This window comes from Kitasatospora sp. NPDC097691 (assembly GCF_040302665.1).
Taxonomy (GTDB): domain Bacteria; phylum Actinomycetota; class Actinomycetes; order Streptomycetales; family Streptomycetaceae; genus Kitasatospora.
Genome location: NZ_JBEORY010000008.1, coordinates 13,939 through 39,634 on the forward strand (window position 1 = coordinate 13,939; position 25,696 = coordinate 39,634).

The 25,696-nt window shown below is 71.9% G+C and carries 26 protein-coding genes and 1 tRNA gene; 13 read left to right on the forward strand and 14 right to left on the reverse strand.

What is annotated here, in order from left to right:
• Positions 1 to 100 precede the first annotated feature (100 nt).
• The 5 genes from ABTY56_RS08020 to ABTY56_RS08040 form a co-directional block, all read right to left on the reverse strand.
• Entirely contained in the window at positions 101 to 331 is a 231-nt protein-coding gene (locus tag ABTY56_RS08020; RefSeq protein WP_350627514.1) for a helix-turn-helix domain-containing protein, read from the reverse strand.
• Positions 332 to 1,484: 1,153 nt separating this feature from the next.
• Complete coding sequence (locus ABTY56_RS08025) at positions 1,485 to 3,119, reverse strand: AICE element replication initiation protein (protein WP_350627515.1); 1,635 nt, start codon at positions 3,117 to 3,119, stop codon at positions 1,485 to 1,487.
• A 755-nt stretch (positions 3,120 to 3,874) separates the two neighbouring features.
• Positions 3,875 to 4,123, reverse strand: a complete 249-nt coding sequence (locus tag ABTY56_RS08030) for a helix-turn-helix domain-containing protein (RefSeq protein ID WP_350627516.1) — start codon at positions 4,121 to 4,123, stop codon at positions 3,875 to 3,877.
• 20 nt (positions 4,124 to 4,143) lie between these two features.
• On the reverse strand, positions 4,144 to 4,902 hold the full coding sequence (locus ABTY56_RS08035; protein WP_350627517.1) for a helix-turn-helix domain-containing protein: 759 nt from the start codon (positions 4,900 to 4,902) through the stop codon (positions 4,144 to 4,146).
• The gene (locus tag ABTY56_RS08040) at positions 4,899 to 5,297 is read right to left on the reverse strand and encodes a helix-turn-helix domain-containing protein (protein WP_350627518.1); all 399 of its coding nucleotides are present in this window, start codon (positions 5,295 to 5,297) and stop codon (positions 4,899 to 4,901) included. The genes ABTY56_RS08035 and ABTY56_RS08040 overlap by 4 nt, the downstream gene beginning before the upstream one ends.
• Positions 5,298 to 5,521: 224 nt before the next feature.
• Here ABTY56_RS08040 and ABTY56_RS08045 point away from each other — a divergent pair, with 224 nt between their 5' ends.
• Together ABTY56_RS08045 and ABTY56_RS08050 are read left to right on the forward strand one after the other, a co-directional pair.
• Positions 5,522 to 6,367 (forward strand): RNA polymerase sigma factor sigma-70 region 4 domain-containing protein, encoded by an 846-nt coding sequence (locus ABTY56_RS08045; RefSeq protein WP_350627519.1) that lies wholly within the window; start codon positions 5,522 to 5,524, stop codon positions 6,365 to 6,367.
• Positions 6,368 to 6,370: 3 nt separating this feature from the next.
• The gene (locus ABTY56_RS08050) at positions 6,371 to 7,180 is read left to right on the forward strand and encodes a protein phosphatase 2C domain-containing protein (protein WP_350627520.1); all 810 of its coding nucleotides are present in this window, start codon (positions 6,371 to 6,373) and stop codon (positions 7,178 to 7,180) included.
• Positions 7,181 to 7,247: 67 nt separating this feature from the next.
• Here the strand turns inward: ABTY56_RS08050 and ABTY56_RS08055 are convergent, their stop codons facing one another.
• On the reverse strand, positions 7,248 to 7,820 hold the full coding sequence (locus tag ABTY56_RS08055) for a hypothetical protein (protein ID WP_350627521.1): 573 nt from the start codon (positions 7,818 to 7,820) through the stop codon (positions 7,248 to 7,250).
• Between the two features lie 490 nt (positions 7,821 to 8,310).
• Here ABTY56_RS08055 and ABTY56_RS08060 point away from each other — a divergent pair, with 490 nt between their 5' ends.
• Entirely contained in the window at positions 8,311 to 8,901 is a 591-nt protein-coding gene (locus tag ABTY56_RS08060) for a lytic polysaccharide monooxygenase auxiliary activity family 9 protein (RefSeq protein WP_350627522.1), read from the forward strand.
• Between the two features lie 103 nt (positions 8,902 to 9,004).
• Here the strand turns inward: ABTY56_RS08060 and ABTY56_RS08065 are convergent, their stop codons facing one another.
• Together ABTY56_RS08065 and phoU are read right to left on the reverse strand one after the other, a co-directional pair.
• Complete coding sequence (locus ABTY56_RS08065; RefSeq protein ID WP_350627523.1) at positions 9,005 to 9,184, reverse strand: hypothetical protein; 180 nt, start codon at positions 9,182 to 9,184, stop codon at positions 9,005 to 9,007.
• 177 nt (positions 9,185 to 9,361) lie between these two features.
• Entirely contained in the window at positions 9,362 to 10,051 is a 690-nt protein-coding gene (phoU, locus tag ABTY56_RS08070) for a phosphate signaling complex protein PhoU (RefSeq protein ID WP_350627524.1), read from the reverse strand.
• A gap of 306 nt (positions 10,052 to 10,357) precedes the next feature.
• On the opposite strand from phoU, the gene ABTY56_RS08075 reads away from it, so the two are divergent.
• Positions 10,358 to 11,794 (forward strand): sensor histidine kinase, encoded by a 1,437-nt coding sequence (locus ABTY56_RS08075; protein WP_350627525.1) that lies wholly within the window; start codon positions 10,358 to 10,360, stop codon positions 11,792 to 11,794.
• A 2-nt stretch (positions 11,795 to 11,796) separates the two neighbouring features.
• Positions 11,797 to 12,492 carry a two-component system response regulator PhoP gene (gene phoP / locus ABTY56_RS08080; protein ID WP_030061050.1) on the forward strand — a complete coding sequence of 232 codons (696 nt, stop codon included), beginning with the start codon at positions 11,797 to 11,799 and terminating at the stop codon, positions 12,490 to 12,492.
• Between the two features lie 108 nt (positions 12,493 to 12,600).
• On the opposite strand, the gene ABTY56_RS08085 is transcribed toward phoP, so the two are convergent.
• Positions 12,601 to 13,290: a DUF461 domain-containing protein gene (locus ABTY56_RS08085; protein ID WP_350627526.1), complete on the reverse strand. Its 690-nt coding sequence runs from the start codon at positions 13,288 to 13,290 to the stop codon at positions 12,601 to 12,603.
• A 427-nt stretch (positions 13,291 to 13,717) separates the two neighbouring features.
• Here ABTY56_RS08085 and ABTY56_RS08090 point away from each other — a divergent pair, with 427 nt between their 5' ends.
• The 7 genes from ABTY56_RS08090 (at position 13,718) to ABTY56_RS08120 (ending at position 20,930) form a co-directional block, all read left to right on the forward strand.
• The gene (locus ABTY56_RS08090) at positions 13,718 to 14,200 is read left to right on the forward strand and encodes a CarD family transcriptional regulator (protein ID WP_014136563.1); all 483 of its coding nucleotides are present in this window, start codon (positions 13,718 to 13,720) and stop codon (positions 14,198 to 14,200) included.
• Positions 14,201 to 14,562: 362 nt separating this feature from the next.
• Positions 14,563 to 15,288: a 2-C-methyl-D-erythritol 4-phosphate cytidylyltransferase gene (gene ispD / locus ABTY56_RS08095; protein ID WP_350627527.1), complete on the forward strand. Its 726-nt coding sequence runs from the start codon at positions 14,563 to 14,565 to the stop codon at positions 15,286 to 15,288.
• Positions 15,278 to 15,778, forward strand: a complete 501-nt coding sequence (gene ispF / locus ABTY56_RS08100; RefSeq protein ID WP_350627528.1) for a 2-C-methyl-D-erythritol 2,4-cyclodiphosphate synthase — start codon at positions 15,278 to 15,280, stop codon at positions 15,776 to 15,778. Before ispD ends, ispF begins: the two co-directional genes overlap by 11 nt.
• A gap of 195 nt (positions 15,779 to 15,973) precedes the next feature.
• A complete protein-coding gene (locus ABTY56_RS08105) occupies positions 15,974 to 16,369 on the forward strand; it encodes a PPOX class F420-dependent oxidoreductase (RefSeq protein WP_350627529.1) in 396 nt (131 codons plus the stop codon).
• Between the two features lie 97 nt (positions 16,370 to 16,466).
• Complete coding sequence (gene cysS / locus ABTY56_RS08110; protein WP_350627530.1) at positions 16,467 to 17,861, forward strand: cysteine--tRNA ligase; 1,395 nt, start codon at positions 16,467 to 16,469, stop codon at positions 17,859 to 17,861.
• Positions 17,862 to 17,997: 136 nt separating this feature from the next.
• Positions 17,998 to 18,990, forward strand: a complete 993-nt coding sequence (rlmB, locus tag ABTY56_RS08115) for a 23S rRNA (guanosine(2251)-2'-O)-methyltransferase RlmB (protein ID WP_350627531.1) — start codon at positions 17,998 to 18,000, stop codon at positions 18,988 to 18,990.
• Between the two features lie 266 nt (positions 18,991 to 19,256).
• The gene (locus tag ABTY56_RS08120; protein WP_350627532.1) at positions 19,257 to 20,930 is read left to right on the forward strand and encodes a DoxX family membrane protein; all 1,674 of its coding nucleotides are present in this window, start codon (positions 19,257 to 19,259) and stop codon (positions 20,928 to 20,930) included.
• Between the two features lie 143 nt (positions 20,931 to 21,073).
• On the opposite strand, the gene ABTY56_RS08125 is transcribed toward ABTY56_RS08120, so the two are convergent.
• From ABTY56_RS08125 to ABTY56_RS08135, 3 genes are all read right to left on the reverse strand, one after another.
• On the reverse strand, positions 21,074 to 21,955 hold the full coding sequence (locus tag ABTY56_RS08125) for a nucleotidyltransferase family protein (RefSeq protein ID WP_350627533.1): 882 nt from the start codon (positions 21,953 to 21,955) through the stop codon (positions 21,074 to 21,076).
• A 45-nt stretch (positions 21,956 to 22,000) separates the two neighbouring features.
• Positions 22,001 to 22,456 (reverse strand): hypothetical protein, encoded by a 456-nt coding sequence (locus ABTY56_RS08130; RefSeq protein ID WP_350627534.1) that lies wholly within the window; start codon positions 22,454 to 22,456, stop codon positions 22,001 to 22,003.
• A gap of 249 nt (positions 22,457 to 22,705) precedes the next feature.
• Positions 22,706 to 23,803, reverse strand: coding sequence for an ABC transporter ATP-binding protein (locus ABTY56_RS08135; RefSeq protein ID WP_350627535.1), 1,098 nt, complete (start codon positions 23,801 to 23,803; stop codon positions 22,706 to 22,708).
• 285 nt (positions 23,804 to 24,088) lie between these two features.
• Here ABTY56_RS08135 and ABTY56_RS08140 point away from each other — a divergent pair.
• A tRNA-Thr gene (locus tag ABTY56_RS08140) sits at positions 24,089 to 24,162 on the forward strand.
• 89 nt (positions 24,163 to 24,251) lie between these two features.
• On the opposite strand, the gene ABTY56_RS08145 is transcribed toward ABTY56_RS08140, so the two are convergent.
• Together ABTY56_RS08145 and ABTY56_RS08150 are read right to left on the reverse strand one after the other, a co-directional pair.
• A complete protein-coding gene (locus ABTY56_RS08145) occupies positions 24,252 to 25,406 on the reverse strand; it encodes a site-specific integrase (RefSeq protein WP_350627536.1) in 1,155 nt (384 codons plus the stop codon).
• Entirely contained in the window at positions 25,406 to 25,594 is a 189-nt protein-coding gene (locus tag ABTY56_RS08150; RefSeq protein ID WP_350627537.1) for a helix-turn-helix domain-containing protein, read from the reverse strand. The genes ABTY56_RS08145 and ABTY56_RS08150 overlap by 1 nt, the downstream gene beginning before the upstream one ends.
• Positions 25,595 to 25,696: the final 102 nt, after the last annotated feature.

Below are 25,696 nucleotides of genomic sequence, written 5' to 3' on the forward strand. Positions count from 1 at the left end.
CGCGCACGCGTTACCTGGGGAAATCGGCCCGTTCGGCGTCACGGCCGTCTGACGCGTCTGACGCGTCAGGGCCGTCAGGAGTGTGGGCCGGACGGGTGGTTCAGGCGGCCTGGTGGGTCTTGTCGGCGACCCACTGGGCGACGGCTTCGGGGTGGTAGCGGAGGTGCCGGCCGACGCGGAAGGCGGGCGGGCCGGTCCGCTTGCGGCGCCACTGGTACACGGTCTCCAGGGGGACGCCGAACATCGAGGCGATGTCCTCGGGGGTGAAGAAGCGGGTGGGCAGGGCGACGACGGTGGGTCCCGTGTCGGTCTGGGTGCGGCGGTTGGCCAAGGTGTTCTCCTGGGCGGTTGGGCCCTGTCTGTCACCTGTCACCTGTCCTGCTACCTGTAAGGCGCAGGTCGGGGGTGGGTTCGGGCTGTGTGGGGCCCGTTCCGGGGGTGGGGATGACAGGTGACAGGTGGGCGGTCGGGCTTTTGTCGTGCCTGTCGTGTGGCCTGTCGTCTCGCTTGTCGCCTGCCTCGCTTGTCGCTTGTCTTGTCGCCTGTCGCCCCGCAGGTCAAAGGGGAGTTTCGGGGTCCGCAGGTGGATCGGCGGGGGTCGGGCGACAGGCGACAAGCGACAGACGACAGGTGGTCTGGGGCGTGCTGATCAGCGGGTGGGGCGGTCGGTACTTCAGTGACGCTGTGTGTCGGTCGGGGGCTTCCTTGCGCGTACGCGTGCACGCGCACGTGGGGCTCCCGGATTCACGGAGCGGGCGGTGATGGTGAGCGCGGAGTGTGACCTCCCACCCACCCCCCACCCGGCCGAAGAACGTCCTCCCGGGCTCCTGAGCGGGTGGGGGTGGGTCTTTCTCGGGTTGGGGGTGGGTGGGGGGAGGTGACGGGCCGTTGCGGGGGTGGCTCGGCCGGCGGGCCGGGTGGCTGTGTGGCGCGGGTTGAAGAGACCACCCGCCCCCGCGGCGGGGTGGCGTCTTCTGGCCCCGGCCGCCCTTGGTGGGGAGCGCGCTCGGGGCGTCGTGGTGGCCGGTGGTGCGTCCGTGTGGGTCGGCCGGGTGTCGGGGGCGGTGGGTGTGTGGGGCATCGCGGGTCTCCGTTTCGGGGGTGCCAGAAGGGTCAAGATCGGGTGCCAGCGGGGGTGACAGTCGGGGTGACAGGCGCGGACTGTCGGTCTCGCGCGCGCGTTACCTGGGGAAATCGGGTCCGGGTGACAGTCACCGACTGGCGCTTGTCACCTGACGGCCGGCCCTGGGGCGCCGTGGTGGCGGGGTGGTTTGGTGGTTCGGTTCGGAGAGTTGGTGCGGTGCAGCGTCCGTAGTGCCCGTAGCGTCCGCAGGTGCGGTATCCGCGCTGGTCGGGCTGGGTGTGGTGGTGTGGACGCTGGCGGGGGTGCAGCGTCCGCAGCCGGGGGGCCAGCGTCCGCAGGAAGGGCGGTTGCGGACGCTGGAGGGGCCGTTGCGGACGCTGGGCGGACGCTGGCGGGTCGGTTAGTGTCCGGGGAGTTCCTGCTGGTCAGGGGGCCTGCGTACGGGCGGCCAGGACGCTGCGGGCGCTGCGGACGCTGTCTTCAGCGAACTCTCCGGATCGGCCAGGGAGATGGTGATGAGGCGGCGGCGGTGTCGGTCGGCGGAGCGCTGGGTGTCGTCGACCAGGACGCCGACGCTGCGCAGGACCGGTGCGAGGCGTTTGAGCTGGCCGCTGGCGCGGGTGGCGTCCTTGGGCCACTTCGGGTGGAAGGTCTCGCCGGTCAGGGAGAGGCGGGCGAGGAGTTCCCCGGCGGTGCCGCTCCAGTGCCCGGCGTCGTCCACCAGGGCCAGGACGGCCGAGCCGAACGGGTCGCCTTCGAGGGCGTCGGCGTTGGTGTTCGCGGAGGCGGCGAGGTAGGCGTCCAGGGTGGTCCACTCTCGGATCTGGTCGAGGGCGGCCAGCACGCGGGCGAAGTCGGCCATGCGGGGCAGGCTGTCGAGGCGGACCGTGGGCAGCAGGGCCAGGGCTTCGGCCAGCAGGTCGAGGAGGGCGGCCAGGATCGCGGGGCGGTGCTCGGCGAACGCGGCGTCGAGTTCCTGCTCGGTGCGGCGCTGGGCGGGGTCGATGAGCTGGAGGTCCAGGGTCATCAGCCGCTCGGCCAGGTCTCCGGCCAGGGCGCCGGCGTCGATGGTCGTCATGGCCAGCACCCGGCGGAAGGTGAGCACGACGACGTCGTCGTCGGTGTAGAGGGCGCGGTCAACGATGCCGTCGCCGGTCACGGCCTTGCACAGGGTGTCGGACAGCCACGGCGGGATGGTGGAGACGTTGTCCAGGCACAGCGCCCAGGAGTTGAACGCCTGGGTGGCCCAGGCCTTGATGTCCCGGGGCTGGGAGCGCTTGGTCGCGGGGCTGGGGTCGATCAGGTTGACCACGGTCTGGGCGGCCTTGGACTTGCCGGTGCCCTGCTCGCCCTTGAACGTCAGGATCGGGTGGGGGATGTGCGGGATCCAGGCGGCGACCAGCCAGCCGACGAGCTGGCGGAAGGCGGTGTCGTCCATGTTCACCAGAGAGCGCAGCCGGTCCAGGCCGGTGGCGGCCTGGTCACGGTCGGGGGTGGGCATGACGGCCATGGCGCCGGAGCGGCGGAAGTACACGGGGGAGCGGTCGGCGAGCAGCCAGGACCCGGGGGTGACGATGACGCACCGGCCGTCGGCGGTGCCCAGGTCCAGGACGATGCGCTCGGGGCCTCCGGCGACCCGCAGGTGGACGGGGACGGGGTCGGTGGCGGCGGCCTGGCCCTCCAGCACGGTCATGGCGTCGGCCAGGGAGCCCTGGGAGGGCACGGAGCCGCCGTTGGCGTCGGTGTAGGCGCGGGCAAGGGCCGAGCGCAGACCGGCCTTTCCCCGCAGTGGCAGCACGATCCTCGGCCCGTCCAGGGCGACGGCGTAGGGGCGGCCGTCCTCCGAGACGATGAAGTCGTAGCGGGTCCGGGCCAGGGCGACGAGCTGGGTGGCCTGGTTCGGCTTTCCGTCCTCCGCCTTCGCGGCGGCGGTGGTGCGGGTGACCGGTCGGGCGGGCCTGGCGTCGGCCGGGCGGCTCTCGCTGCGGGGGTTGGTTGGTGGAGCGGTGGGGGTTGGTCGGGTCGTCTCCGGCACCGTCGGGTGTCCTTCCATCGGATGGTCAATCGGCCTGGGAGATCAGGGGGTGAGCGGGCCGGGCAAGGCGGCTGCGGGCCCGCTCACTGCCCTCTTAAGAGCGCTTTTCCTTGGGGGAGTTGGCGGTGCTCGGCCGGGCACGCTCGCCCTGGTCCGTCGAGGAGAAGCGCTCTTAAGGAGGGAGGTGTTCACGGGCCGTCGGTCGGGTGCTCACCGGTGCTCACGGGCGGGCCTGAAGAGGCCACCGCCGCGCCTGAAACGGTGGCCGGGCCGGGTGCCGGCGGGCCGGTCGGTGGACCGGAGAAGCGCTTTTCCGGCCCCGGTGTTCACCGGCCCCGGGTCGGGCGTTCACCGGTGTTCACGGCTTGCGGCCTGCGGTTTCGGGTCTGCGGCCGTGGGCTTCAGTCCGGCCCCGGGCCGTTTCAGGGGCGGGTCCGGGTGTTTCAGGTCCGGCCGGTGAGCGGGTCGTGAGTGGGGTGAACGCCCAGGGCGTTCACCGGTGAACACCCATCCGGGCCGAGCACCGTTTCAGGCGCCGGGGTGGTCTCTTCAGGTCCGCCCGCTCGGGCTTCAGGTCCGCCCGGTGAGCGGCCCGTGAGCGCGGTGAGCGCCTGCGTGTTCACCGGTGAGTGTTCACCCGTTCTGGCCGCCGTTTCAGCTCTACCAGCGGCCGTTCCGGGCCCGGCCGGTCGGACTTCAGCGGCACCCGATGAGCGCTCCCTGAGCGGGCGTGAGCGCTGCTGAAGCCGGGGTTGTCAGCCCGCGATGCCGGTGATGCCGACGGGGACGTTCAAGTCCTTCAGGTAGGCCCTGAAGACCGAGCGCTGGACGCGGATGTGGGAGCCGATGCGGTAGTGCGGCAGGCGGCCGGAGTTGATCTCGCGGTGCACGGTCCACTTCGTGGTGCCGAGCGCGGCGGCGATCTGCTTGACCGTCAGCGGCTCCCGGCTGGTGTAGCTGACCAGATCGGCGAGCGAGGGCAGGTGCGGGTCGGGGTTGTTCATGGCTGCTCCGAAAGTGGTGGTCAGACGGCGGCGAGTCGGCGGGTGTTCACCAGCGGCACGGCGGTGGTGAAGACGTGGTCCAGGCCGAGGAGGTAGGCGCCGGTGAGCGGGGCCTGTTCGAGGCGCTTGAGGTGCAGGGCCGGGGCGGCGGCCGGCGGGCAGCCGTCCACCCTCGGCATCACGAGGAGCTGGTCGTCCGCCCGCACGACGTCGTTCGCGATGCCGCCGTGGCGGACCATGCGGACGCCGGGCACGTGCTGGAGGGCGGAGTAAAGGTCTTCGACCAGCAGGAGGCGGGTGGCCTCGTTCTGCGTCGGTGCCGCGGTCGGGTCGGGCAGGGCGAGGCGCACGCGGGTTCCGGCGGCGGCGCACTCGGCGAGCAGCTCGACCAGGTCCGGGACGGCGTCGGCGAGGAACAGCCCGCAGGACAGCGCCAGGTCGATCCGGTCGCCCGCGCCGCGCAGCAGCGTGGCCCACAGGGCGGCCGGGACGGCGCCCCGGGTCGGGTACCAGGTGAGCAGTTCGTCCTGGGGCTGGGCGCTGGTCTTGCGGCGGTTTCCGAGGGTCGGCCAGATCTCGTACGGGTCGACGTGCAGCAGCTGGGCCACCTGGTGGGCGTGGCGGGCGTAGGGGGTGCGGCCGGGCTCGTTCAGCCACCGCTCCACCGTGCGCGGGTCCATGCCCACCTCGTGGGCCAGGCCCTCGATCGTCATCTTCGAGGCCACCAGGGCGGCCCGCAGCCGGGCGTTGCCCGCCGTATTCCTCAGCGCGGCGTTCACGCGGCCACCGCCAGCGGCAGCAGACCGAACGCGGCCTCCGGCAGGCGCAGGACGGAGGCGATCCGCCGCAGCTCCGCAATGTCCCGGATCGTGCGCTTCCCGCGCTCCAGCAGCGACACGTACGACTGGCTGAAGCCCAGCAGGTCCGCCAGGTCGAGCTGCTTGAGCTGGGTCTGGGTGCGGAAGTTGCGCAGGACCGCGCCCAGATCCGGGCCCGCCTCCACGACGGGGGCGCCGACCGGGGCGGACTCGCGGAACTCGGCCAGGCGGCTGCGGCGGGTGTCCTCCGGACCGACCGTCCGGCGGCACGGGCCGCACAGCGTGTCCGAGTTGCTGCGGCTGAGCCGGGCCGAGCAGCGCGGGCACCGGCGGATCTCAACGACCGTGTCGTGCATGATGGAACTCCCTTCATCGGGGCACGGAGCGGCGTACTGACTTGGCGGTTGGGGCGCCGCTCCTTCGCATTTGTGCAGGTCAACGAAGCGCTAGGCCCGTTCCCCATGGTGCTTAGGGGGGCTTTCGCTTTCTTGCGATACCCAAGGTAGGCAGCTGCCATCTGTGCGTCAAGCCCCTCTAGCGGTACCCTTGCTTCGCCCCCCTAGGCAGTGAAGGGATCACGATGCACGAGGAGCTTGAGCGGGTGGCCGGCGTGGCCGTCCCGATCGAACGGGCCAAGGCGGCGATTGCCCTGATGGCGGACTATCAGAACCGGGTGGTCGAGCTGTCCCGCGTCCGCCGGGAGGCCATCGAAGAGGCGTCAGCGTCGGGCATGTCGCAGACCGAGATCGCAGCTCTGCTTGGCGTAAGTCGCGGGCGTGTCGGTCAGCTCGCGTCGGCCGGCCCCGCGCCGGAGCGGGCGTTTTTCGGCCTGGGGCCGATGACCGTGGCGGTTGGCGGCAAGTACGAGGCAGGGAAGTCTCTGGACGAGAACCCAAGCCAGGTCGTGACCAGGGAAGACCTGAACAACTACGAGCACCTGCGGAAGCTCTTTACGGGCCTGAAGCTCGACTCTGACTACGAGGTCATCCCGCCGTCCGGCATCGTCAACCTCAACCGGGAGCACCTGGTCGTCATCTGTGGCCCGCGGCTGTCCCCGATCGTGGCCCAGGTGCTCGAAGGCGACGACAACCTGCGATTCCGCAAGGACGAGGCCTGGCACCTGGTGGACCTGCACAGCGAGACCGAGTACCGCTCCCCGCTCGATGTGGACGGCACGGCTGGGGACATCGGCTACCTCGCTCGGCTTCCCCGCCTCGATGGCAAGGGGACATTCCTCTACATCGCGGGCATCCACGCGATCGGTGCGAGCGGCGTCGTGCACTACTTGGAGAACCACCTAGGGGAGCTGTACCGCGAGGTTCGGGCGAAGCGTTTCTCCACGCTCATCTCCTGCCGTTACGACCCGAAGACTCTGGAAGTTCTGGAGAGCAACAGGGTTACTCCGATCTACCGACACGAGGCCTGACAGATGCGCGTCTCTATCGCCACCGCTCCCGGTGGCTCGAACCCCAACGAAGACTGGGTGGCGGCCACGCCCACGCTTGCCGTTGTTCTGGACGGCCTGAGCACGGTCGGCCTCGACACCGGCTGTCGGCACGGCGTGCCGTGGTACGTCTCCCAGCTCGGAGGCCACCTGATGGCCGCGCTGGTCGAGTCCGGCCGGCCGCTGACGGACGGGCTGGCGGAGGCGCTGGAGAGGGTGGCGGCGCTTCACCCCGAGTGCGACCTCGGCAATCCCGGCACGCCGTCCGCAACGGTCTCGATCCTGCGGGCCGGTGACGACCGGTTCGACTACCTCGTGCTCGCCGATTCGCCCATCGTCTTCGAGCAAGCCGATCGCTACCAGGTGGTCACGGACCTGCGGGTGGACGCCATGGTGCCGGAGCTTCGCGCGGAGACGGAACGGTTCGCCACAGGGACGCCAGAGCACACCGAGGCCCTCCGTCGGATGGTCGTGGCCCAGCGGCTCACCCGGAACACCGTGGACGGCTACTGGGTGGCTGCCTCCAACGGCGAAGCCGCGCACCACGCGCTGACCGGTGCAATGCCGCTTGCTGGTGTCCGCTCGGTGGCGGTCCTGTCCGATGGGACCTCGCGCCTCGTGACCGAGTACCGCACGGCATCCTGGGCAGACGCGTTCGCGATGCTCCGGGGGTCCGGCACTGACGGCCTGATCGCGGAGGTCCGGAGGATCGAGGCTACGGACCCAAACGGGCACCGTTGGCCGCGCTTTAAGTCCGGCGATGACGCGACCGTGGCGTTCTGCCAGCTTCCCTGACGCACGCGCTGGGCCAGCTGTGTGAGCTGGCCCAGCGCCCGTCATGGAAGTGCTGTGAGTACTTGATTCATGTAGTTCCGTGCTGGCGACGCTCTGCAAGGGTGGCCAACTCCTCGGGAGACAGCGACCTTACGTACGCCTCCCATCGAAGCTGTGCTTCCGTGGTGATGGCTTCCGGAGGAAGTGTGCCGAACATCCACGCATACAAGCCGCTGGAAAGGTTCAGCAACTCCGAAGCAGTGGTGTTCATTGAATCCAGCGTGACTGGACTCTGCTGCCAATCGATGCGGCGGAGCTTGCTCGTGTGCGACATGATCGCGCCGTCCACGCCAGTGCCCCAAACACCGTGCGCAAGGCGGTTCCGCTCCTCAAAGGCCTGCTTGATCCGAGTCAACACCCCCTTAAGCTCGTCGCGCTTCTGATCGTCTACGCGATCGTGCACCTTGATGAGGGCCTGAATGGTCTCGATCAGCCAGTTGGCGGACTGGCCAGCTACCACCACCGCCCCATACTTCGTTTCCAGCAGCGCAGCAGTGACCGTGCGTAGATCGCTCTCCACATTTGCAGCGGCCTGGACCACGTGGCCGAGAGCCTCGCGTAGCTTATGTGCCAACTCGGGTTCGTTGCCGGTCTCTTCCATGCCTGCGAGATTCCCGCACCACCTATCGGCCGATCAAGCGGTTTGGTGTTGGCAGGGTCCGCTTCTGGGCCGTCTGTGGGCCGTCCGGGGTCGGCCAAGGGCGGCCAACGATGACAACTGTCGACGGCTCAGCCCCAGGTCAGACCCCCTTGATCAGGCCCGGAAAACGGACAGGCCAGACCCAGGGCAAGAAGTAAGCCTGAGGAACAAGCCCGAGGAGCACGCCCGAGCGGCGAGCCCGAGAGGGCGTGCAGGCCCCGCCATCCGGTTCGCCGGGGGCGGGGCCTTCTGCATTCAACGCGCTTGTGCGGTAGGCGAGTTGGGCGGGTTCGAAAGTGGTTCAGACCATTGACGGGCGGTGGCGGCGGCTCCTACCGTGAGGGCACCAGGCCGGCGCGGGCATGCCAGGGACCTCCCCGTCCGGGCCCGCACCCCCACGTGCGCGTCCGCGCCCCGGCGCACTCTCCATCCACCCCCACGGAGGAGCACAATGCGCACACGTCACATCGTCGGGGCGGCGGTCGCCGCGCTGGCGATCCCGCTCACCTTCGCCCTCCCCGCGTCCTCGCACGGGTACATCTCGACCCCGCCCAGCCGGGCCGCGCTCTGCGCCGCGGACGCCGTCGCCTGGGACTGCGGCGAGATCCAGTGGGAGCCGCAGAGCGTCGAGGGGCCGAAGGGCTTCCCGTCGGCCGGCCCGTCCGACGGCACCATCTGCGCGGGTGGCAACGCGCGCTTCGCCGAGCTGGACGACCCGCACGGCGGCGCCTGGCCGACCACGCCGGTGACGGCGGGGCGGCAGCTCACCTTCACCTGGCGGTTCACCGCCCGGCACGCGACCACGAACTTCAAGTACTACCTGACCAAGCCGGGTTACGACGCGAGCCGGCCGGTCACCCGGGCGAGCCTGGAGCTGACGCCCTTCCTGACCGTCCCGTACGGCGGGAAGCAGGTGCCGAGCACGCTCAGCCACACCGCGACCGTTCCGAGCGGGCGCACCGGCCACCAGGTGATCGTCGCGGTCTGGGAGATCGCCGACACCGGGAACGCCTTCTACTCCTGCACCGACGTCACGTTCTGACGCCCGAACAGCCCGGTGAAGCCCCTGCAAGGACCGGGCGCGGGCCCGGCGCGGGCCACCGGGTGCACGGCCGTCGCCCACGGCGGTCGTGCACCCGAGGCCGTCAGTGCCCGCCGCAGCAGCCGCCGTCCGCGCCACCGCACTGGCAGGGCGCACCGGACTGGCAGCCGCAGCCGCAGCCCGGGCCGCAGCCGCAGCCGGCGGCGAGGACGGGCAGCAGCTTCGGGGCGGGCGGCTCGACGGTCTCGCGGGCAGGTGCCGGGCGGGTCGGGTTGGCCTTCATCGAGCGGTTCCCTCCGTGAAGCGGGCACACTGCGGCGCCCGATACGTCGAGTGAAACCGCCGGACGGAGGGAGCGTCAACGGGCGCGCGGTGGTGGGACGTACGGAGGACCGTGCGCCCGCACCACCGCCGCCACAGGTTTACCCAACCCTCGGGGGAGCGGCCCCCGGAACGGGGCTCACTCCCCCGAGCCGGCCTCCGCGGACTCGGAAGCGGCCACGAAATCGGCCACGTGCTCGCCCGTCACCAGGTACACCACGCGCTTGGCGACCGACACCGCGTGGTCCGCGAAGCGCTCGTAGTAGCGGCCGACCAGGGTGATGTCGACGGCGGTCTCGATGCCGTGGTGCCAGCGCTCGTCGATCAGGTGCGACAGCAGCTCGCGGTGCAGCGTGTCGATGGCGTCGTCGTCCTGCTCCATCTCCAGGGCCTTGTCGACGTCCTTGGTGGCGATCACCAGGCCGGCCTTGGCCACCAGGCGCTGGGCGAGCTGGCCCATCTCCAGGACGGTGGAGTGCAGGTCGCGCGGCACGGCCGTGTCGGGGTAGCGCATCCGCGCGACCTTGGCGACGTGCCGGGCGAGGTCGCCGCAGCGCTCCAGGTCGGCGCTCATCCGCAGCGAGGTGACGACTATCCGCAGGTCGGTGGCGACCGGCTGCTGGCGGGCGAGCAGGTCGATCGCCCGGTTCTCCAGCTCGTGGTGCAGCTCGTTGATGTTCTCGTCGGCGGCGATCACGCTCTCCGCCAGCGCCAGGTCCGCGTCGAGGAGGGCGGTGGTGGCGCGGCCGAGGGCAGAGCCGGCCAGCCGGGCCATCTCGATCAGGCTGTCGCCGATCGCATCGAGTTCCTCGTGGTACGCGTCGCGCATGTTCTCTCCTCAGTAGCTGTGTCGGTGGCGGTGCCGACCGGCCGACCCGTCCGACCGCCGTTCCGGCGTCCGGGTGACCGCTGCTGGTGGCGCGCATCGTACGCGCACACCTGAGCCGGTGGCCGTAGTCCGGCGCACCGATCTCTCCCACACGGGCTGCGCGGCCAACTTTCCGCCGCCAGGGCGACGCAGCACGGCCAGTGCGGTGAATCGACAGCTACGTGAAGGTGAATTCTCGGCAACGTGTGATCGATGCCTTGATCCAGCCCTTGGGGAGTGGCCTGGCCGTACGCTTACGCTGGCCACATGGACGTGAACGTGGCCGCCGCCGCTGCCTGCGCCATAGCCGGGCTCGGCGTCGGCCTCACCGCCTCCATCGCATTCCGCTGGAGCGAGCGCGAGCAGGCCAGGGGCAAGTACAGCGGCACCAGCGGCAAAAACCACAGCCGGTACCAGGCACTGGGCACCGGCAACCCCGAGCCGCCCCTGCCGCCGGGGGTCGACACCGTGCTCTCGGTGCTGCGCTCCTGCGCGATCGTGCTCGGCGAGGGCGACGAGGTGGTCAAGGCCAGCTCGGCGGCGTACGCGATGGGCCTGGTGCGCGGTGGCGCGGTCGCCGTGGACCAGATGCTCGCGCTGGCCCGCGGCACCCGTAGGGACGGCGAGATCCGCCAGGTCGAGCTGGAGGTGCCCCGACCGGGCGCGGCCCGCGCGGCCGAGCCGCTCGCGGTCTCCGTCCGGGTCGCCCCGCTGGGTTCCCGGCTGGTGCTGGTGCTGGTCGAGGACCAGACCGAGCGGCGCCGGGTGGAGGCGGTCCGCCGGGACTTCGTCGCCAACGTCAGCCATGAGCTCAAGACCCCGGTCGGTGCCCTGTCGCTGCTCTCCGAGGCGGTCGTCGACGCGTCCGACGACCCGGAGGCGGTGCAGCGCTTCGCCGGCCGCATGCAGGTCGAGGCCGCCCGGCTGGCCAGCCTGGTCCAGGAGATCATCGACCTCTCCCGGGTCCAGGACGACCGGCTGATGGTCGACCCCGAGCCGGTCGCGGTGGACGAGCTGATCGCCGAGGCGATCGACCGCTGCCGCCAACAGGCCGCCGCCAAGCAGATCCTCATCGCGGCGGGCGGCATCGCCGGCCTCTACCTGCACGGCAACCGCGGCCAGCTCGCCGCCGCGCTCGGCAACCTGGTCGAGAACGCCGTCAACTACAGTCCGCCCCGCACCCGGGTGGCGATCGCCACCCGCCGGATCTCCAGCGCCGCAGCGCTCGGGGAGGCGGACGGCGAGCTCATCGAGATCTCGGTCACCGACCAGGGCATCGGCATCTCCGAGAAGGACCGCGAGCGGGTCTTCGAACGCTTCTACCGCGTCGACCCGGCCCGCTCCCGGGCCACCGGCGGTACCGGCCTCGGCCTCTCCATCGTCAAGCACGTCGCCGCCTCGCACGGCGGCACCGTGTCGGTGTGGAGCGTCGAGGGCCAGGGGTCGACCTTCACCGTCCGCCTGCCCGCCGGGCAGGTGCCCGCCGACGAGTTCGACGATCCCGACGAGTTCGACGATCCCGCCGAGTCCGGCGATCCCGCCGAGCCGGACCGCGAGCCGGACGACGCCGCGCCCGCCGCGGCACCCCGAACCCTCACCACGGACCGTACGGCCCGCACGGACCGCACGGACCGTTCGCTCCCTGCCGGGGAGCGGGAACAACCCCTGTCAGACACAACCCCGCAGCTTGCCCCGGAGGCCTGATCGTGACCCGAGTACTGGTGGTCGAGGACGAGGAGTCGTTCAGCGACGCCCTCTCGTACATGCTCCGCAAGGAGGGCTTCGAGGTGGCCGTGGCCGCCACCGGCCCCGACGCGCTGGAGCAGTTCGAACGCAACGGTGCCGACCTCGTCCTGCTCGACCTGATGCTGCCGGGCCTGCCCGGCACCGAGGTCTGCCGCCAGCTCCGGGTGCGGTCCAACGTCCCGGTGATCATGGTGACCGCCAAGGACAGCGAGATCGACAAGGTCGTCGGGCTGGAGATAGGCGCTGACGACTACGTCACCAAGCCGTACTCCACCCGGGAGCTGGTCGCCCGGATCCGCGCGGTGCTGCGGCGCCGCGGCGAGGACGGCGGCGCGGGCGAGAACGGCGGCGGCCCGGGCGCCCTGGAGGCGGGCCCGGTCCGGATGGACGTGGACCGTCACGTGGTGACCGTGGACGGCGCCAAGGTCGACCTGCCGCTCAAGGAGTTCGACCTGCTGGAGATGCTGCTGCGCAATGCGGGCCGGGTGCTCACCCGCATGCAGCTGATCGACCGGGTCTGGGGTGCGGACTACGTCGGCGACACCAAGACCCTGGACGTCCACGTGAAGCGTCTGCGGGCCAAGATCGAGCCGGACCCGGGCGCGCCGCGCTACCTGGTCACCGTGCGCGGCCTGGGCTACAAGTTCGAGCCGTAAGCCGTAGCCGCCCCACCCATGCGGAAGGCCCCCGCCGGCAGTAGCCGGAGGGGGCCTTCGCGTCGCTCCGGCGGGCCCGGGCGGGCCCGCCGGAGGCGGTGCACGGCGTCAGTGCGCGGCCGGGACGGCCGGGGTGGTGGCGCCGGCCGGGACGGCCGTACCGGTGGCCGTCGCGCCCGGGGCGGTCGTGGCACCGGGGGTGGTCGTGGCGCCGGGGGTGGCGCCGCCGGTGGCCGGGGCGGTCGCGGTCGGGGTGGTCTTGACGGGCGCGACGCTCGGCGAGGGGGTCGGGCCGTAGCCCTTGTAGATGCCCTTGCCGTCCGGGCTCACGCCGGCCTGGACCTCGACCTTCTGGCCGTCCTTGAAGGTGAAGGTCGTGTCGGCGAAGCCGCCGACGTGGACGGTGGCGGAGGGGACGGTGGCGGTCGGGTTGCCCTGACCGCCGATCGCGACGGCGCCGCCGCCCGGGATGACGAGGCTGGACAGCGGGGCACCCGCGGCGTCGGTGAGGGTCGCAGCGGAGGTGCCGACGGTGACGGACTGCAGCTCCGCCGGGACGTTCGAGGTGTTCGCGATGTTCACGACCACGTTGGCGGGCCCGCTGTAATCGCCGGAGGTGCCCTCCCCGGTGACGACCACGATGTTGTTCAGCTTCAGGTGCGTCCCGAGGGTTGCCGCCGCGTTGTCGGGCTTGATCTCCAGCGTGTCCGGCGTGTTGCCGGCGGCGCAGGACGACAGCGAGGCGATGGCGATGGCGGCGATGGCGGCGATGCTGCCGCGTCGAAGGCTGCGGCTCACGGCGGCGGCTTCTCCTAAGTCACGTGTCGGTAGGTCAGGTCTCAGATTATCGACCTCGCTTATGCGCTCCTCACGGGGTGGTCCCCGTGTCGCACTCCCGGGGGCCGCCGGGAGCCGTCCGGCGGTACGCCCGCCATGTCCAGGTCACGTCGCGGACAAGCTTCGACCAAGATCGAATAACGATTGGGTCGCGACCGGAAAAGGGGTGAAAGCTCAAGATCCAATCATGGTTGCGGGGGTGTTGCGCAAGGGTTTCGCCGAACCCCGGAACCGCCTCCGACCTGCGGGAAGCCCCTCTCGAACACCGGTCGCAGCACGTCATGGGGGTGCTTGTCAAGCCCCGAGACCCGCCCTGACCTGCGAAAACGCCCTTCGGGTGCGCCGAGAAGCGTGTTATTCTGGAAAGCCACGGAAGGGGTCCTGTCACATGACGTTCAAGGTTGGCGACACGGTGGTCTACCCCCATCACGGGGCCGCGCTGATCGAGGCCATCGAAACTCGCCAGATCAAAGGTGTGGACAAGACCTACCTGGTGCTCAAGGTGCAGCAGGGAGACCTGACGCTCCGCGTGCCCGCCGAGAACGCGGAGTTCGTCGGCGTGCGCGATGTAGTCGGCCAGGAGGGTCTGGACCGGGTCTTCGAGGTGCTGCGCGCACCGTACACGGAAGAGCCGACCAACTGGTCCCGCCGCTACAAGGCGAACCTGGAGAAGCTCGCCTCGGGCGACGTTATCAAGGTCGCCGAGGTTGTGCGCGACCTCTGGCGTCGCGAGCGCGAGCGCGGCCTCTCGGCCGGCGAGAAGCGGATGCTCGCGAAGGCGCGCCAGATCCTCGTCAGCGAGCTCGCGCTGGCGGAGAACACCAACGAGGACAAGGCGGAAACGCTGCTCGACGAGGTCCTCGCCTCGTAGCGCACGCGTCACCGCATGCGGTCGGGCTGCCGCCCAACGCTCACAGCGCCCGGTGCCGGCGCGCCGCTCCACGGACCAACCGTCCGGGAGTGGTGCAGTGGCACTCCGGGCGCTGAGGCGTGTCCGGACGACGCCTCCCACCCGAGCCCACCGAGCCGCTCCAGGCCTGCGGGACCGTTTCCCGTACCCGCCCTTTCGCGGATCTCCCGCAGAGTGCGGACACGGGTCCTGCCGAACTGTGCGGCGGGCAGCGGACCGTGGTTCTTCGGAAGGGGCCCGGTGCGCCCGCCGGGCACGCCATGGCCATACCCACTTCGCCGAAGGAGTGAAACCTGAACGCGTCAGCAGCAGTCGCAGCAGCAGTGGTGCCCGCCGCCGGGCGCGGTGAGCGCCTGGGGCCCGGGGCCCCGAAGGCCCTGCGGGAACTGGGCGGTGTGCCGCTCCTGGTGCACGCCGTCCGGGCACTGGCCCGCAGCCGGGCGGTCGGCCTGGTCGTGGTCGCCGCCCCCGCCGACGGGGTGGCCGAGGTGGTCGCCCTGCTGGACAGCCACGGGCTGGACGGCAAGGACATCCGCGTGGTGGCCGGTGGCGCGACCCGCCAGGAGTCGGTCCGGCTGGGCCTGGCAGCGATCCCGGAGGACGTGGAGATCGTCCTGGTGCACGACGCGGCCCGTCCGCTCGTGCCGGTCGAGGTGGTGGACGCCGTGGCGGCCGCCGTCCGGGCCGGGGCGCGCGCCGTGGTGCCCGCGGTGCCGCTGGCCGACACCGTGAAGCGGGTCGAGCCGAACCCCGGCGGCCCCGAGCCGGTGCTCGACACGCCCGAGCGGTCCACCCTGCGCGCGGTGCAGACCCCGCAGGGCTTCGACCGCGCCACCCTGGTCGAGGTGCACGCCGAGGCGCTGGCCGAGGAGAACGCGGGCGCCGCCGACGCGCCGCCGGTCACCGACGACGCCGGCCTGGTCGAGCGCTACGGGGGCCGGGTCGTCGTGGTGCCCGGCCACGAGGAGGCGTTCAAGGTCACCCGTCCGTTGGACCTCGTGCTCGCCGAGGCCGTACTCGCCCGCCGGAGGGCCGCCGATGCCTACTGATCCGCAGACCCCCGTGATCCCCCGTGTCGGGATCGGCACCGACGTGCACGCCTTCGAGGCCGGCCGCCCGCTCCGGGTGGCCGGGCTGGAGTGGCCGGACGCCGAGGTCGGGCTCGCCGGGCACTCGGACGCCGACGTCGCCGCGCACGCCGCCTGCGACGCGCTGTTCTCGGCCGCCGGGATCGGCGACCTCGGCGCGCACTTCGGCACCGACCGCCCGGAGTGGGCCGGCGCCCCCGGGGTGAAGCTGCTCGGGGAGGCCGCCCGGCTGGTCCGCGAGGCGGGCTTCGAGATCGGCAACGTCGCGGTGCAGGTGATCGGCGTCCGGCCGAAGATCGGCAAGCGCCGGGCCGAGGCGCAGGCCGCGCTGTCGGAGGCGGTCGGCGCACCGGTCTCCGTGTCCGGCACCACCACCGACGGGCTGGGCCTGACCGGCCGGGCCGAGGGCCTGGCCGCGATCGCCACCGCCCTGGTGTACGAGCGGCGTTGAGGCCGGCCGGACTGCCGGCCGGGCGGGCCGGCGGAGCGAGCGGGTCGGCGGAGCGGGCGGGCGGGGAAGAAGTCCGCGCCTGACGGGTGTTCACCGGGTGGTGCGGGGGCCCGAGTCGATACTGTTCGGCTTCGTGCCCGCGCGGGGTTTCCCCCCTCGGGCCGTTACCGCCGCCGACGAGATGAGGTTCGCCAGATGACCGCCCAACTCTCCGACCGTGCCAAGGCGTTGATCGACGGCAAGAGCTTCGCCGTGGTCTCCACCGTCCAGCCCGACGGCAGCCCCCAGTCCTCGGTGGTCTGGGTCAAGCGGGACGGCGACGACATCCTGTTCTCCACCGTCGAGGGCCGCCGCAAGCACCTCAACCTGGTGCGGGACCCGCGCGTCTCGATCCTGCTCAACCCGGCGGACAGCCCGTACGAGTACCTGGAGGCGCGCGGGGAGGTCACCATGACCACCGAGGGCGGCCGGGACCTGATCGACGAGCTGGCCGCCAAGTACCGCGGGGTGGACAAGTACACCTGGGACGGCCCGGACGACGTCCGGGTGATCGTGCGGCTCACCCCGCGCAAGGTGGTCGGCAGCCTCTGATCCCTCCCGCCCGCGACCTGCCGTTCCCCGGGATCGGTGCACCGTTGTCCCGGGGAATGTAGCGGGGCACCCCCCGCTGCCCACTACGCTTGACGCTGTGAGCATTCGTCTGTACGACACCAGCACCCGCCAGGTACGCGACTTCGTCCCGCTTGTACCGGGTTGTGTCTCGATCTACCTGTGCGGCGCTACCGTCCAGTCGGCGCCTCACATCGGGCACATCCGCTCCGGGCTCAACTTCGACGTCATGCAGCGGTGGTTCGCCTACCGCGGCTACCAGGTGACCTTCGCCCGGAACGTCACCGACATCGACGACAAGATCATCGCCAAGGAGCGCGAGCTCGGCACGCCGTGGTGGCAGATCGCCTACGAGAACGAGCGCGCCTTCAACGACGGCTACACCGCGCTCGGCTGCCTGGCGCCGACCGTCGAGCCGCGGGCCACCGGGCACATCCCCGAGATGATCGAGATGATGCAGGGCCTCATCGAGAAGGGCCACGCCTACGCGGCCGACGGCAACGTCTACTTCGACGTGAAGTCCTACCCGGACTACCTCGCGCTCTCCAACCAGAAGCTGGACGACCTGCGCCAGCCGAGCGGCGAGGGCGAGACCGGCAAGCGGGACCAGCGCGACTTCGCGATGTGGAAGGCCACCAAGCCCGGCGAGCCGAGCTGGGAGACCCCGTGGGGACGCGGCCGCCCGGGCTGGCACCTGGAGTGCTCGGCGATGGCCCACAAGTACCTGGGCGCGGCCTTCGACATCCACGGCGGCGGGCTGGACCTGATCTTCCCGCACCACGAGAACGAGATCGCCCAGTCCAAGGCCTACGGCGACGACTTCGCCGCCTTCTGGGTGCACAACGCCTGGGTCACCATGGCCGGCGAGAAGATGAGCAAGTCGCTCGGCAACTCGGTGCTGGTCTCCGAGATGGTCCGGGCCTGGCGGCCGATCGTGCTCCGCTACTACCTGGCGGCGCCGCACTACCGCTCGATGATCGAGTACAGCGAGGAGTCGCTGCGCGAGGCCGAGGCCGGCTTCGGCCGGATCGAGGGCTTCGTCCAGCGGGCCGTCGAGCGCTGCGGCACGGTCGACGCGGCACCCGAGGTGCCGCCGGCCTTCGCCGAGGCGATGGACGACGACTTCGGCGTTCCGCAGGCGCTGGCCGTCGTGCACACCGCCGTCCGCCAGGGCAACAGCGCCCTGAACGCGGACGACAAGGAGAGCGTGGTGGCGCGACTGGCCGAGGTCCGTGCGATGCTCGGTGTACTGGGCCTCGACCCGCTCGACCCGCAGTGGGCCGGGGCGGAGCGCGGCGAGGACCTCCACGGTGTGGTCGACTCGCTGGTCCGTCTGGTCCTGGACCAGCGGCAGGCGGCGCGCCAGCGCAAGGACTTCGCCACCGCGGATGCCATCCGCGACCAGCTCGGCCTGGCCGGGCTGGCCATCGAGGACACCCCGTCCGGCCCGCGCTGGACGATCAACAACCAGTAACCCCATCTGACGATCGGGGTGATGGGTGGGCCGTACCGGACCGGTGCGGCCCTCCCGCATGACGTAGCGCATGCCGTCGGCCGCCGCCGCACCGAGCGGGACGGCCGGGCATGCCGGACAGACAGGAAGTACAGCCATGGCCGGCAACAGCCAGCGCAGGAACCGCCGCAACCCCGGATCGAAGAAGGGTGCGTCTGTCGGTACCGGCGGGCACAGCCGGAGGGCACTGGAGGGCAAGGGCCCGACCCCGCCCGGTGAGGCGCGCAAGGGCCACCCCAAGCAGCGGGCCGCCAACGCCGCGATCAAGCGCGAGCGGGACGCCAAGGCCCGGGCCGGCATGCGCCGGGCCGGTGCCGGCGGCCGGGGCGGCCGCGGCGGCGCGGGCAGCGCCGAGCTGGTCTTCGGCCGCAACTCGGTGGTCGAGGCGCTCCAGGGTGACGTGCCGGCCAACGCGCTGTACGTCCAGCAGTTCATCGACACCGACGACCGGGTGCGCGACGCCTTCCAGGCCGCCAACGACCGCGGCATCCCGCTGATGGAGGCCCCGCGCGCCCAGCTGGACCAGATGACCGGCGGGATGAACCACCAGGGCCTGGTGCTGCAGGTCCCGCCGTACGAGTACGCCCACCCCGACGACCTGCTCTCCGAGGCCGCCGACGCCGGCCAGGACGCGCTGATCATCGCGCTGGACGGGGTCACCGACTCCCGCAACCTCGGCGCCGTGGTCCGCTCCGCCGCCGCCTTCGGCGCGCACGGCGTGGTCATCCCCGAGCGCCGCGCGGCCGGCATGACCGCCGGTGCCTGGAAGACCTCCTCCGGCGCCGCGGCCCGGCTGCCCGTCGCCCGGGCCACCAACCTGACCCGCACCCTGGAGGCGTACCAGAAGGCCGGCCTGATGGTGGTCGGCCTGGCCGCCGACGGCGAGGCCGAGCTGGGCGACCTGGAGCTGCTGACCGGCCCTGTGGTGGTCGTCGCGGGCAGCGAGGGCAAGGGCCTCTCCCGGCTGGTCTCGGAGACCTGCGACATGCGGGTGCGGATCCCGATGTCGGGCCTGACCGAGTCGCTGAACGCCGGTGTCGCGGCGGGCATCGTGCTGTACGAGGCCGCTCGGCTGCGCGCCAAGCGCTGAGGCGGCGGTACGCAAGGCCCTGAGCACGGGTGACGGGCGGGGCCCTGAGCGCGCGTGAGGGGCGGGGCCCTGAGCGCGCGTGACGGGCGGGGCCCTGAGCACGGGTGAAGGGCGGGGCGCAGGCGATCTTCCGAATTGCCTGCAGTCCGAGTGAAAGGCGATCGGGCCCGACCGGGTCCGATCGCTTTTTTCATGATCACTTCAAGTGTGCGCCGGACATCCACCCGGGAGAGTGTCCTAAGCGGCCGTCACCCGGTTAGACGGGCGTGGACACCAGAACACCTCGGCGCCCCCTGTTCGGCGGCGGCAGCACCGGGATAGACGCGGGCCCCGGCCTCAACACGGTCAAGGTGGAGTCGGACCCCGCGCGGCTCAGCAGCACCCAGGCGAGCTTCCGGCTCCGGCTCGGCGCGCCGGTGGCGCCGCTGATCGAGGCACCGGTCGGACTGCTGTCCACCGGCGCCGCGTTCGGCGACCCGTACGCCAACCAGGGCCTGATCCGCCGTCCGCTGGTCACCCCGCAGGTCGTCGTGCCCGCCTCCGCCGTCCCGGCGCTGGCCGGGGCCGTGGCCGGTGGCGCCCCGCGCCGCAAGGGCCGGGTCACCGCCGTCACCTGGACCGGCCAGGCGCCCCCCGGGGACCTCGCGGCCACCCAGCTGCTGGAGGCCGTCCGCCAGGGCGGTGCGCCGGGGCGCGGCGGCGTCGGCCTGGCCGAGGCGGACACCCAGGTGATCCCGTCCCTGGCCGGCGCCCGGACCGTCCCGCGCCAGCCCCGCGAGGGCAACGGCACCGCGACCGACGCGGGTGTCGGCCCGGTCGGCGAGCCGCACGGCTGGACCCCGAGCGGCGAGCTGCCCGAGGTCTCCGCCGCCGACGCCGAGGGCAAGCAGCCCTGGTACCCGGGCCGCCGGGTCGACCTCGGCCTGGTGCTGCTGCCGCTGCGCGCCGTCCTCGGCTCGCTGTCGATCTACGCCGGGTTCAGCAAGCTGTGCGACCCGGTGTACTTCGACGGCGGCGAGCGCGGCTCGATGATGCGCTGGCTGTCCTCGCTGCACCCCTGGAAGGTCGCCGAGCCGCTCCTGGCCTTCGCCATGGCGCACCCGGTCGGGGCCGGCCTGGTCGTCTCGTTCACCGAGATCGTGGTCGGCGTGCTGACCGTCCTCGGCCTCTGGCAGCGGCTCGCGGCCGGGGCCGCGATGGCGCTCTCCGCCGCGCTGCTGTTCACCGTCAGCTGGCGGGCCGTTCCGGTCTACGACACGCCCGACCTGATCTTCCTCGCGGCCTGGAGCCCGCTGCTGATCGCCGGGGCGCCGTTCGCCTCGCTGGACGGCCGGCTCAACCTGGAGGCCTGGCGGCGGTTCGGCGCGGACGCGTCCGGGGCGCTGCGCCGCCGGGTGCTGCGCCGGGGCGCGATGGTCACCACGGTCGTCGTCGGCCTGACCCTGCTGCTCGGCTCGATGCTCGGCGCCGCCGTCCGCACCGGCGCCCGCGCGCACGAGGCGCCGTCCCGTCCGGCCACCGACTACGGCACCCCGGTGTGGCCGTCCGGCGGTCCGTCCGGTGCCCCGGCCGGCAAGGGCCCGTCCACCACACCCTCGCCCGCCGCCACGCGCCCGGCCACCCCGACGCCGAGCGCCACCACCCCGTCCACCGCGCCGACCTCCAAGCCGGCCACCCCGACGCCGAGCGGCAAGGGGCACTCCGGCAAGTCGGAGACCGGCGCGGGCTCCTCCCCGGCACCCGGCTCCCCGTCCGCCGGGGCGGGCGGCTCAGCGCCCGCCCAGCGCGGCACCCCGGGCCCCGGCGGCTCGGGCTCGGCGCCCAAGTCCAGCCCGAGCTCCGGCTCCGGGCTGCTCGGCGGGGTGCTGGGCAGCGCGCCGCTGGCCGACCTGTCGGGTGGCGACCGCGCCTCCCGTCCGGGGGCGCCGACGGCGACCTGAGGGCGGCTGACACGCCGGTCGGCCGGGTGCTCCGTGGGGGAGCACCCGGCCGACCGGCGTTTCGTGGCACCGCGGTTGCCGCCGGTGGAGCCGGTGGTGGCGCGGGAGCGGTGGAGTCAGTGGCGCCGGTGGTGGCGTGGCTGCTACTGGGGTGCGCGGCCGGCTCCGGCGGCGAGCTCCTTGGCCGCCTCGGTGAGGTCCTTGGCGGTGTCGATCGCGCGCCAGTACACGCCCTGCGGCAGCTGGTAGCCCGCCAGCCGCTTGCCGCGGGCGAGTTGGGGGAAGGTCGTGCGCTCGTGGTCGCCCACGTCCGGCAGCAGCTCGGCGAACTCCGGGCTGAACACGTACAGGCCGGCGTTGATCAGGAAGGGCGAGGGCGGCGCCTCGATGAAGTCCAGCACGTTGCCGAACTGGTCGGTCTCCACGGCGCCCCACGGGATCCGCGGCCGGGCCAGCGCGAGCGTCGCGACGGCGTCCCGCTCGTGGTGGAAGGCGGCCATCTCGCGCAGGCTGAAGCGGGTCCAGATGTCGCCGTTGGTGGCGTACCAGGGCTCGTCCGGGCGGGGCAGCGCCCTGGCCGCGTACTTGAGCCCGCCGCCGCGCCCGAGCGGCTCCGCCTCGACCACCGTGCGCACCCGCAGTGGCAGGTCCGCCTTGTCCAGCCACTCCTCCAGCACGTCGGCGAGGTGCCCGCAGGAGATCACCACGTCGGTGACGCCCTCGTCGGCGAGCCAGGCCAGCTGGTGGCCGAGGATCGGCGTGCCCGTGCCCGGGATCTCGACCAGGGGCTTCGGACGGTCGTCCGTGTAGGGGCGCAGCCGGGAGCCCTGGCCGCCGGCCAGGATGACGGCCTGGGTGACCGGCGTCGAGGTCGGCCGGGGCGGGTGGGACTGCGGGGACCCCTGGGGCTGCGCAGAGCCCGGGGACGGCGAGGTGCCCGGTGAGCCCGGGGACTGCGAGGTGCCCTGGGACTGCCGGGAGTTGGGGGACGCGGGGTCGGCGGCGGGGCCGGAGTCAGCGGTCATGTCAGAACGATAGGCCTGCCGCCCCGGCCACGGACCGGGCGAGCGTCAGCCCACCACGCCCGCCGCGAACGCCCCGTCGCAGACCGGACGGGCGAAGGAGCGGGCCCGCTGGACGTCGCCCTGGTACTTGCGCACCGCGGCCTTGCCCAACTCGGTGGCCAGCGAGGTGCAGTACGGCGTCAGCGAGGGCTGCTCGCGCATCGAGCGCTCCAGCAGGTCCAGCGCGGCGGAGGGGTTCTTCGCCCGGAGCTCGTCCAGCAGGGCCACCCGCAGGGACTCCTGCGGGGCGAGCCCGTCGGCGGCCTTGGCCGCGGTGGCGGCCGCGTTGTCGGAGCGCCCGATCCCGGCGCCGTCGCCGCTGGACGCCGCCACGACCTGCTGGTCGAGCCCGGTCGGCGGGGCCCACGGGACCCGGGTCACGGCGAGGGTGCCGGTGGTCACCAGGACGACCGGCAGGGTCAGGGCGAAGGTCTGGCCGATACGGCGCACAAGCTGCTTCACCCTCAGGAGAGTAGCGGTGGGTACGGGCCGGATCGCCCTCCGTTACACCATCGAGTGACACGGTGTCCGGGTTCGTCCCCGCGCCGTGTTGACGCCGGGGCGTACGGGCGGAGCCCGCCGGACCGGGGAGGGTCCGACGGGCTCCGTCGCGTTCGCTCGCTGGGCTCGCCTGCTCGTCGCCTGCTCGTCGCTTGCTCGCCGCGTCCGCCGGCCGTGCTGTCCGCCGTGCCGGCTGCCGTGCCGTCCGCGTCAGTCGCAGACGCTCAGGCGCTTGCCGGTGCCGGTCGCGAAGACGTGAACCTCGTTGGCGATCGGCACCACGTGGACGGTCTCGCCGCGGGCCGGGATCTGGCGGCCGGGGACACGGACGACCAGCTCCTTGTCCTCGCCGCCGATCTTGGTGGTGCCGTAGACGAAGCCGTCCGAGCCGAGCTCCTCGACCACGTTCACGGTCACCGCGACGCCCTCGATGCCGCCCGAGGGGACGATCTCGAAGTGCTCGGGGCGGATGCCGACGGTCACCGTCTTGTCGGTGCCCGCGCCGGCCAGGTTCTCGCGCGAGATGTTGACGACCGAGCCGCCGAACTTCACGCCGCCGTCCACCAGCGGCACCTCGACCAGGTTCATGGCCGGCGAGCCGATGAAGCCCGCCACGAACAGGTTGGCGGGCTTGTCGTACATGTTGCGCGGGGTGTCGACCTGCTGCAGCAGACCGTCCTTGAGCACCGCCACCCGGTCGCCCATGGTGAGCGCCTCGGTCTGGTCGTGGGTGACGTACACCGTGGTGATGCCCAGGCGGCGCTGCAGGCCGGCGATCTGGGTACGGGTCGAGACACGGAGCTTGGCGTCCAGGTTCGACAGCGGCTCGTCCATCAGGAAGACCTGCGGCTGGCGGACGATCGCGCGGCCCATCGCGACGCGCTGGCGCTGACCGCCGGAGAGCGCCTTCGGCTTGCGGTCCAGGTACTCGGTGAGGTCGAGGATCTTCGCGGCCTCCTCGACCTTGGTGCGGATCTCCGACTTGTTCACGCCGGCGATCTTGAGCGCGAAGCCCATGTTCTCCGCGACGGTCATGTGCGGGTAGAGCGCGTAGTTCTGGAACACCATGGCGATGTCCCGGTCCTTCGGCGGCAGGTGCGTGACGTCCCGGTCACCGATCCGGATCGCGCCGGTGTTGACGTCCTCCAGGCCGGCCAGCATGCGCAGGCTGGTCGACTTGCCGCAGCCCGAGGGGCCGACCAGCACGAGGAACTCGCCGTCCGCGATCTCCAGGTCCAGCGCGTCCACCGAGGGCTTGTCCGCCCCGGGGTAGATGCGGGTCGCCTGGTCGTACGTGACAGAAGCCATGGTCGTTGTTCTCCTTCACCGGCAGGAACGTGCCGGACGATCCGAGTAAAGGGGGGGTGTAGTTGTCCGTCGTCCCGTCAGTGGTCTGAACCACCGGACGAAGCCCGACTCCCGGCGACGCTACCTGCGGTTCCGCGGCTTGTCAGCCCCCCACCGACCCGATTTCGGCATCGGTTCCATCACGCCCACCCCGTCCCACCAACCCCCGGATATCCCACCACCCCACCACCCAGGCCCGGTAGACTGCCCCCGGTGCCGCCGTGATCCCTCGCGGACGGCCACCGTGCCTCCTTAGCTCAGCTGGCCAGAGCACCGCTCTTGTAAAGCGGGGGTCGTCGGTTCGAACCCGACAGGGGGCTCAGTTTCCGGTGCAGGTCAGAGCGCCGAAGAACGCAGAACGCCCCGGCGCCGTCCACGGCCCGGGGCGTTCTGACATCTCCGGATGACATCAGTCGGTCTTGCGGCGGCGCTTCAACAGGCGGTCCATGTGCCTCATCGCCTCCCGCTGCTTCTCCTGCACCACGTGCGTGTAGATCTCCATCGTGACGGCGATCTGGCTGTGACCGAGGATGGCCATCAGGTCCCGGGGCGCCACGCCGGCCGCGGACAGGAGCGTCGCGCAGCCGTGCCGGGTGTCGTGCAGCCGGATCGGCGGCAGAGCCTCGGCCTTCGCCACCCGCGTGAACGAGCGGGTGAGGTTGCGCGGCTCGATCGGCTGGCCGGTCGCCGTGGTGAAGACGGAGCCGGACTCCGGCCAGTCCTTCCCCGCCTCCAGCCGCTGGCGGCGCTGCTCGGCCTGCCGGAGTCGCTGCCAGCGGAGCGGAGCGACGCACATCATCGGCAGCGGGATGACCCGCTGGCGGCGCGACTTCGGGGTGTCCTCGTACAGCTCGCCGTCCCGGCGCTGGAGTTGGCGCCGGACGGTCAGGGTGCGGTTCTCAAGGTCGATGTCGGACCAGTGCAACCCGAGGATCTCCCCCCGCCGCAGCCCGAGCGCCACGGCGAGGACGAACGCGGCGTACAGCGGGTCACGCCGGGACCCCTCCAGGAAGACCAGCGTGTCATCGAGGCTCCAGGGCTTGGTCACTCGGTACTCCACTCGGGGGGCTTGAACGAGCTTGGCGACGTTGCGGGTGATCAGTTCGTCCCGCACGGCGGCGGACAGGGCGGTGCGGAGCACCAGGTGGGACTCCTTGGCGGTGGCCGCCGACACCTTCTTGGTCACGGTGCTGATGAGCCGGCGGACGTCGGCGGTGCCGAGCTTCTCCAGGCTCTTCGAGCCGAGCACCGGCACCAGGTGAAGCCGGATGTGCATCTCGTACTTGTCGTAGGTGGTCCGCTTGCGGTGCGGCGCGATGAAGTGCTCCAGCCAGTACGGCAGCCACTCGGCGAGCTTGGCCGACCGGGTGGGCGTCGGGACGCCCTGCCGGTCGCGCCGGACGAGTTCCTGGCGCTTCTCGTCGCACTCCGTCCAGGTCTTGCCATAGACGAACTTGCGGGCCCGGGTGCCGTCGGGCTGCGGGACGTAGACGGCGGCCTGGTAGCGGCCGTCCTTGCGCTTGGTCACGGTGCCGGCGCCGTTGGGGTTGCGCTTCTTTGTCATCAGGCGCTCTCCTCCTTCTTCGTGCGGAAGTACTCGGCGAGGGACTCGGCAGGGATGCGGCGAAGGGCGCCTTCCTTGAAGCTGTCGATCCTCTTGGAGCGGATGAGGTCGTAGACCTTGCTGCGGCTCATTCGAAGGGCGGCCATGACCTCGGGCACGGTCAGGGCTTCGGGGATGGCGGTGGCCATTGGGCGGCTCCCGGGGTTCGAGACACGACGAAGGGGGCGGAACCCTGCCGCGGCTCCGCCCCCTTCCTTCTCTGGGATCCGCTACTGCCGCTACTGCCGCTA

Bases quoted from the DNA above. Each gene is read 5' to 3' on its own strand.
- ABTY56_RS08040 (WP_350627518.1), bottom strand. From the start codon at position 5,297: ATGCACGACACGGTCGTTGAGATCCGCCGGTGCCCGCGCTGCTCGGCC.
- ABTY56_RS08105 (WP_350627529.1), top strand. From the start codon at position 15,974: ATGACCGCCCAACTCTCCGACCGTGCCAAGGCGTTGATCGACGGCAAG.
- ABTY56_RS08065 (WP_350627523.1), bottom strand. From the start codon at position 9,184: ATGAAGGCCAACCCGACCCGCCCGGCACCTGCCCGCGAGACCGTCGAG.
- ABTY56_RS08090 (WP_014136563.1), top strand. From the start codon at position 13,718: ATGACGTTCAAGGTTGGCGACACGGTGGTCTACCCCCATCACGGGGCC.
- ABTY56_RS08060 (WP_350627522.1), top strand. From the start codon at position 8,311: ATGCGCACACGTCACATCGTCGGGGCGGCGGTCGCCGCGCTGGCGATC.
- ABTY56_RS08145 (WP_350627536.1), bottom strand. From the start codon at position 25,406: ATGACAAAGAAGCGCAACCCCAACGGCGCCGGCACCGTGACCAAGCGC.
- ABTY56_RS08135 (WP_350627535.1), bottom strand. From the start codon at position 23,803: ATGGCTTCTGTCACGTACGACCAGGCGACCCGCATCTACCCCGGGGCG.
- ABTY56_RS08055 (WP_350627521.1), bottom strand. From the start codon at position 7,820: ATGGAAGAGACCGGCAACGAACCCGAGTTGGCACATAAGCTACGCGAG.
- ABTY56_RS08050 (WP_350627520.1), top strand. From the start codon at position 6,371: ATGCGCGTCTCTATCGCCACCGCTCCCGGTGGCTCGAACCCCAACGAA.
- rlmB (WP_350627531.1), top strand. From the start codon at position 17,998: ATGGCCGGCAACAGCCAGCGCAGGAACCGCCGCAACCCCGGATCGAAG.
- ABTY56_RS08030 (WP_350627516.1), bottom strand. From the start codon at position 4,123: ATGAACAACCCCGACCCGCACCTGCCCTCGCTCGCCGATCTGGTCAGC.
- ispF (WP_350627528.1), top strand. From the start codon at position 15,278: ATGCCTACTGATCCGCAGACCCCCGTGATCCCCCGTGTCGGGATCGGC.
- phoU (WP_350627524.1), bottom strand. From the start codon at position 10,051: ATGCGCGACGCGTACCACGAGGAACTCGATGCGATCGGCGACAGCCTG.
- ABTY56_RS08075 (WP_350627525.1), top strand. From the start codon at position 10,358: ATGGACGTGAACGTGGCCGCCGCCGCTGCCTGCGCCATAGCCGGGCTC.
- ABTY56_RS08150 (WP_350627537.1), bottom strand. From the start codon at position 25,594: ATGGCCACCGCCATCCCCGAAGCCCTGACCGTGCCCGAGGTCATGGCC.
- ABTY56_RS08045 (WP_350627519.1), top strand. From the start codon at position 5,522: ATGCACGAGGAGCTTGAGCGGGTGGCCGGCGTGGCCGTCCCGATCGAA.
- ABTY56_RS08125 (WP_350627533.1), bottom strand. From the start codon at position 21,955: ATGACCGCTGACTCCGGCCCCGCCGCCGACCCCGCGTCCCCCAACTCC.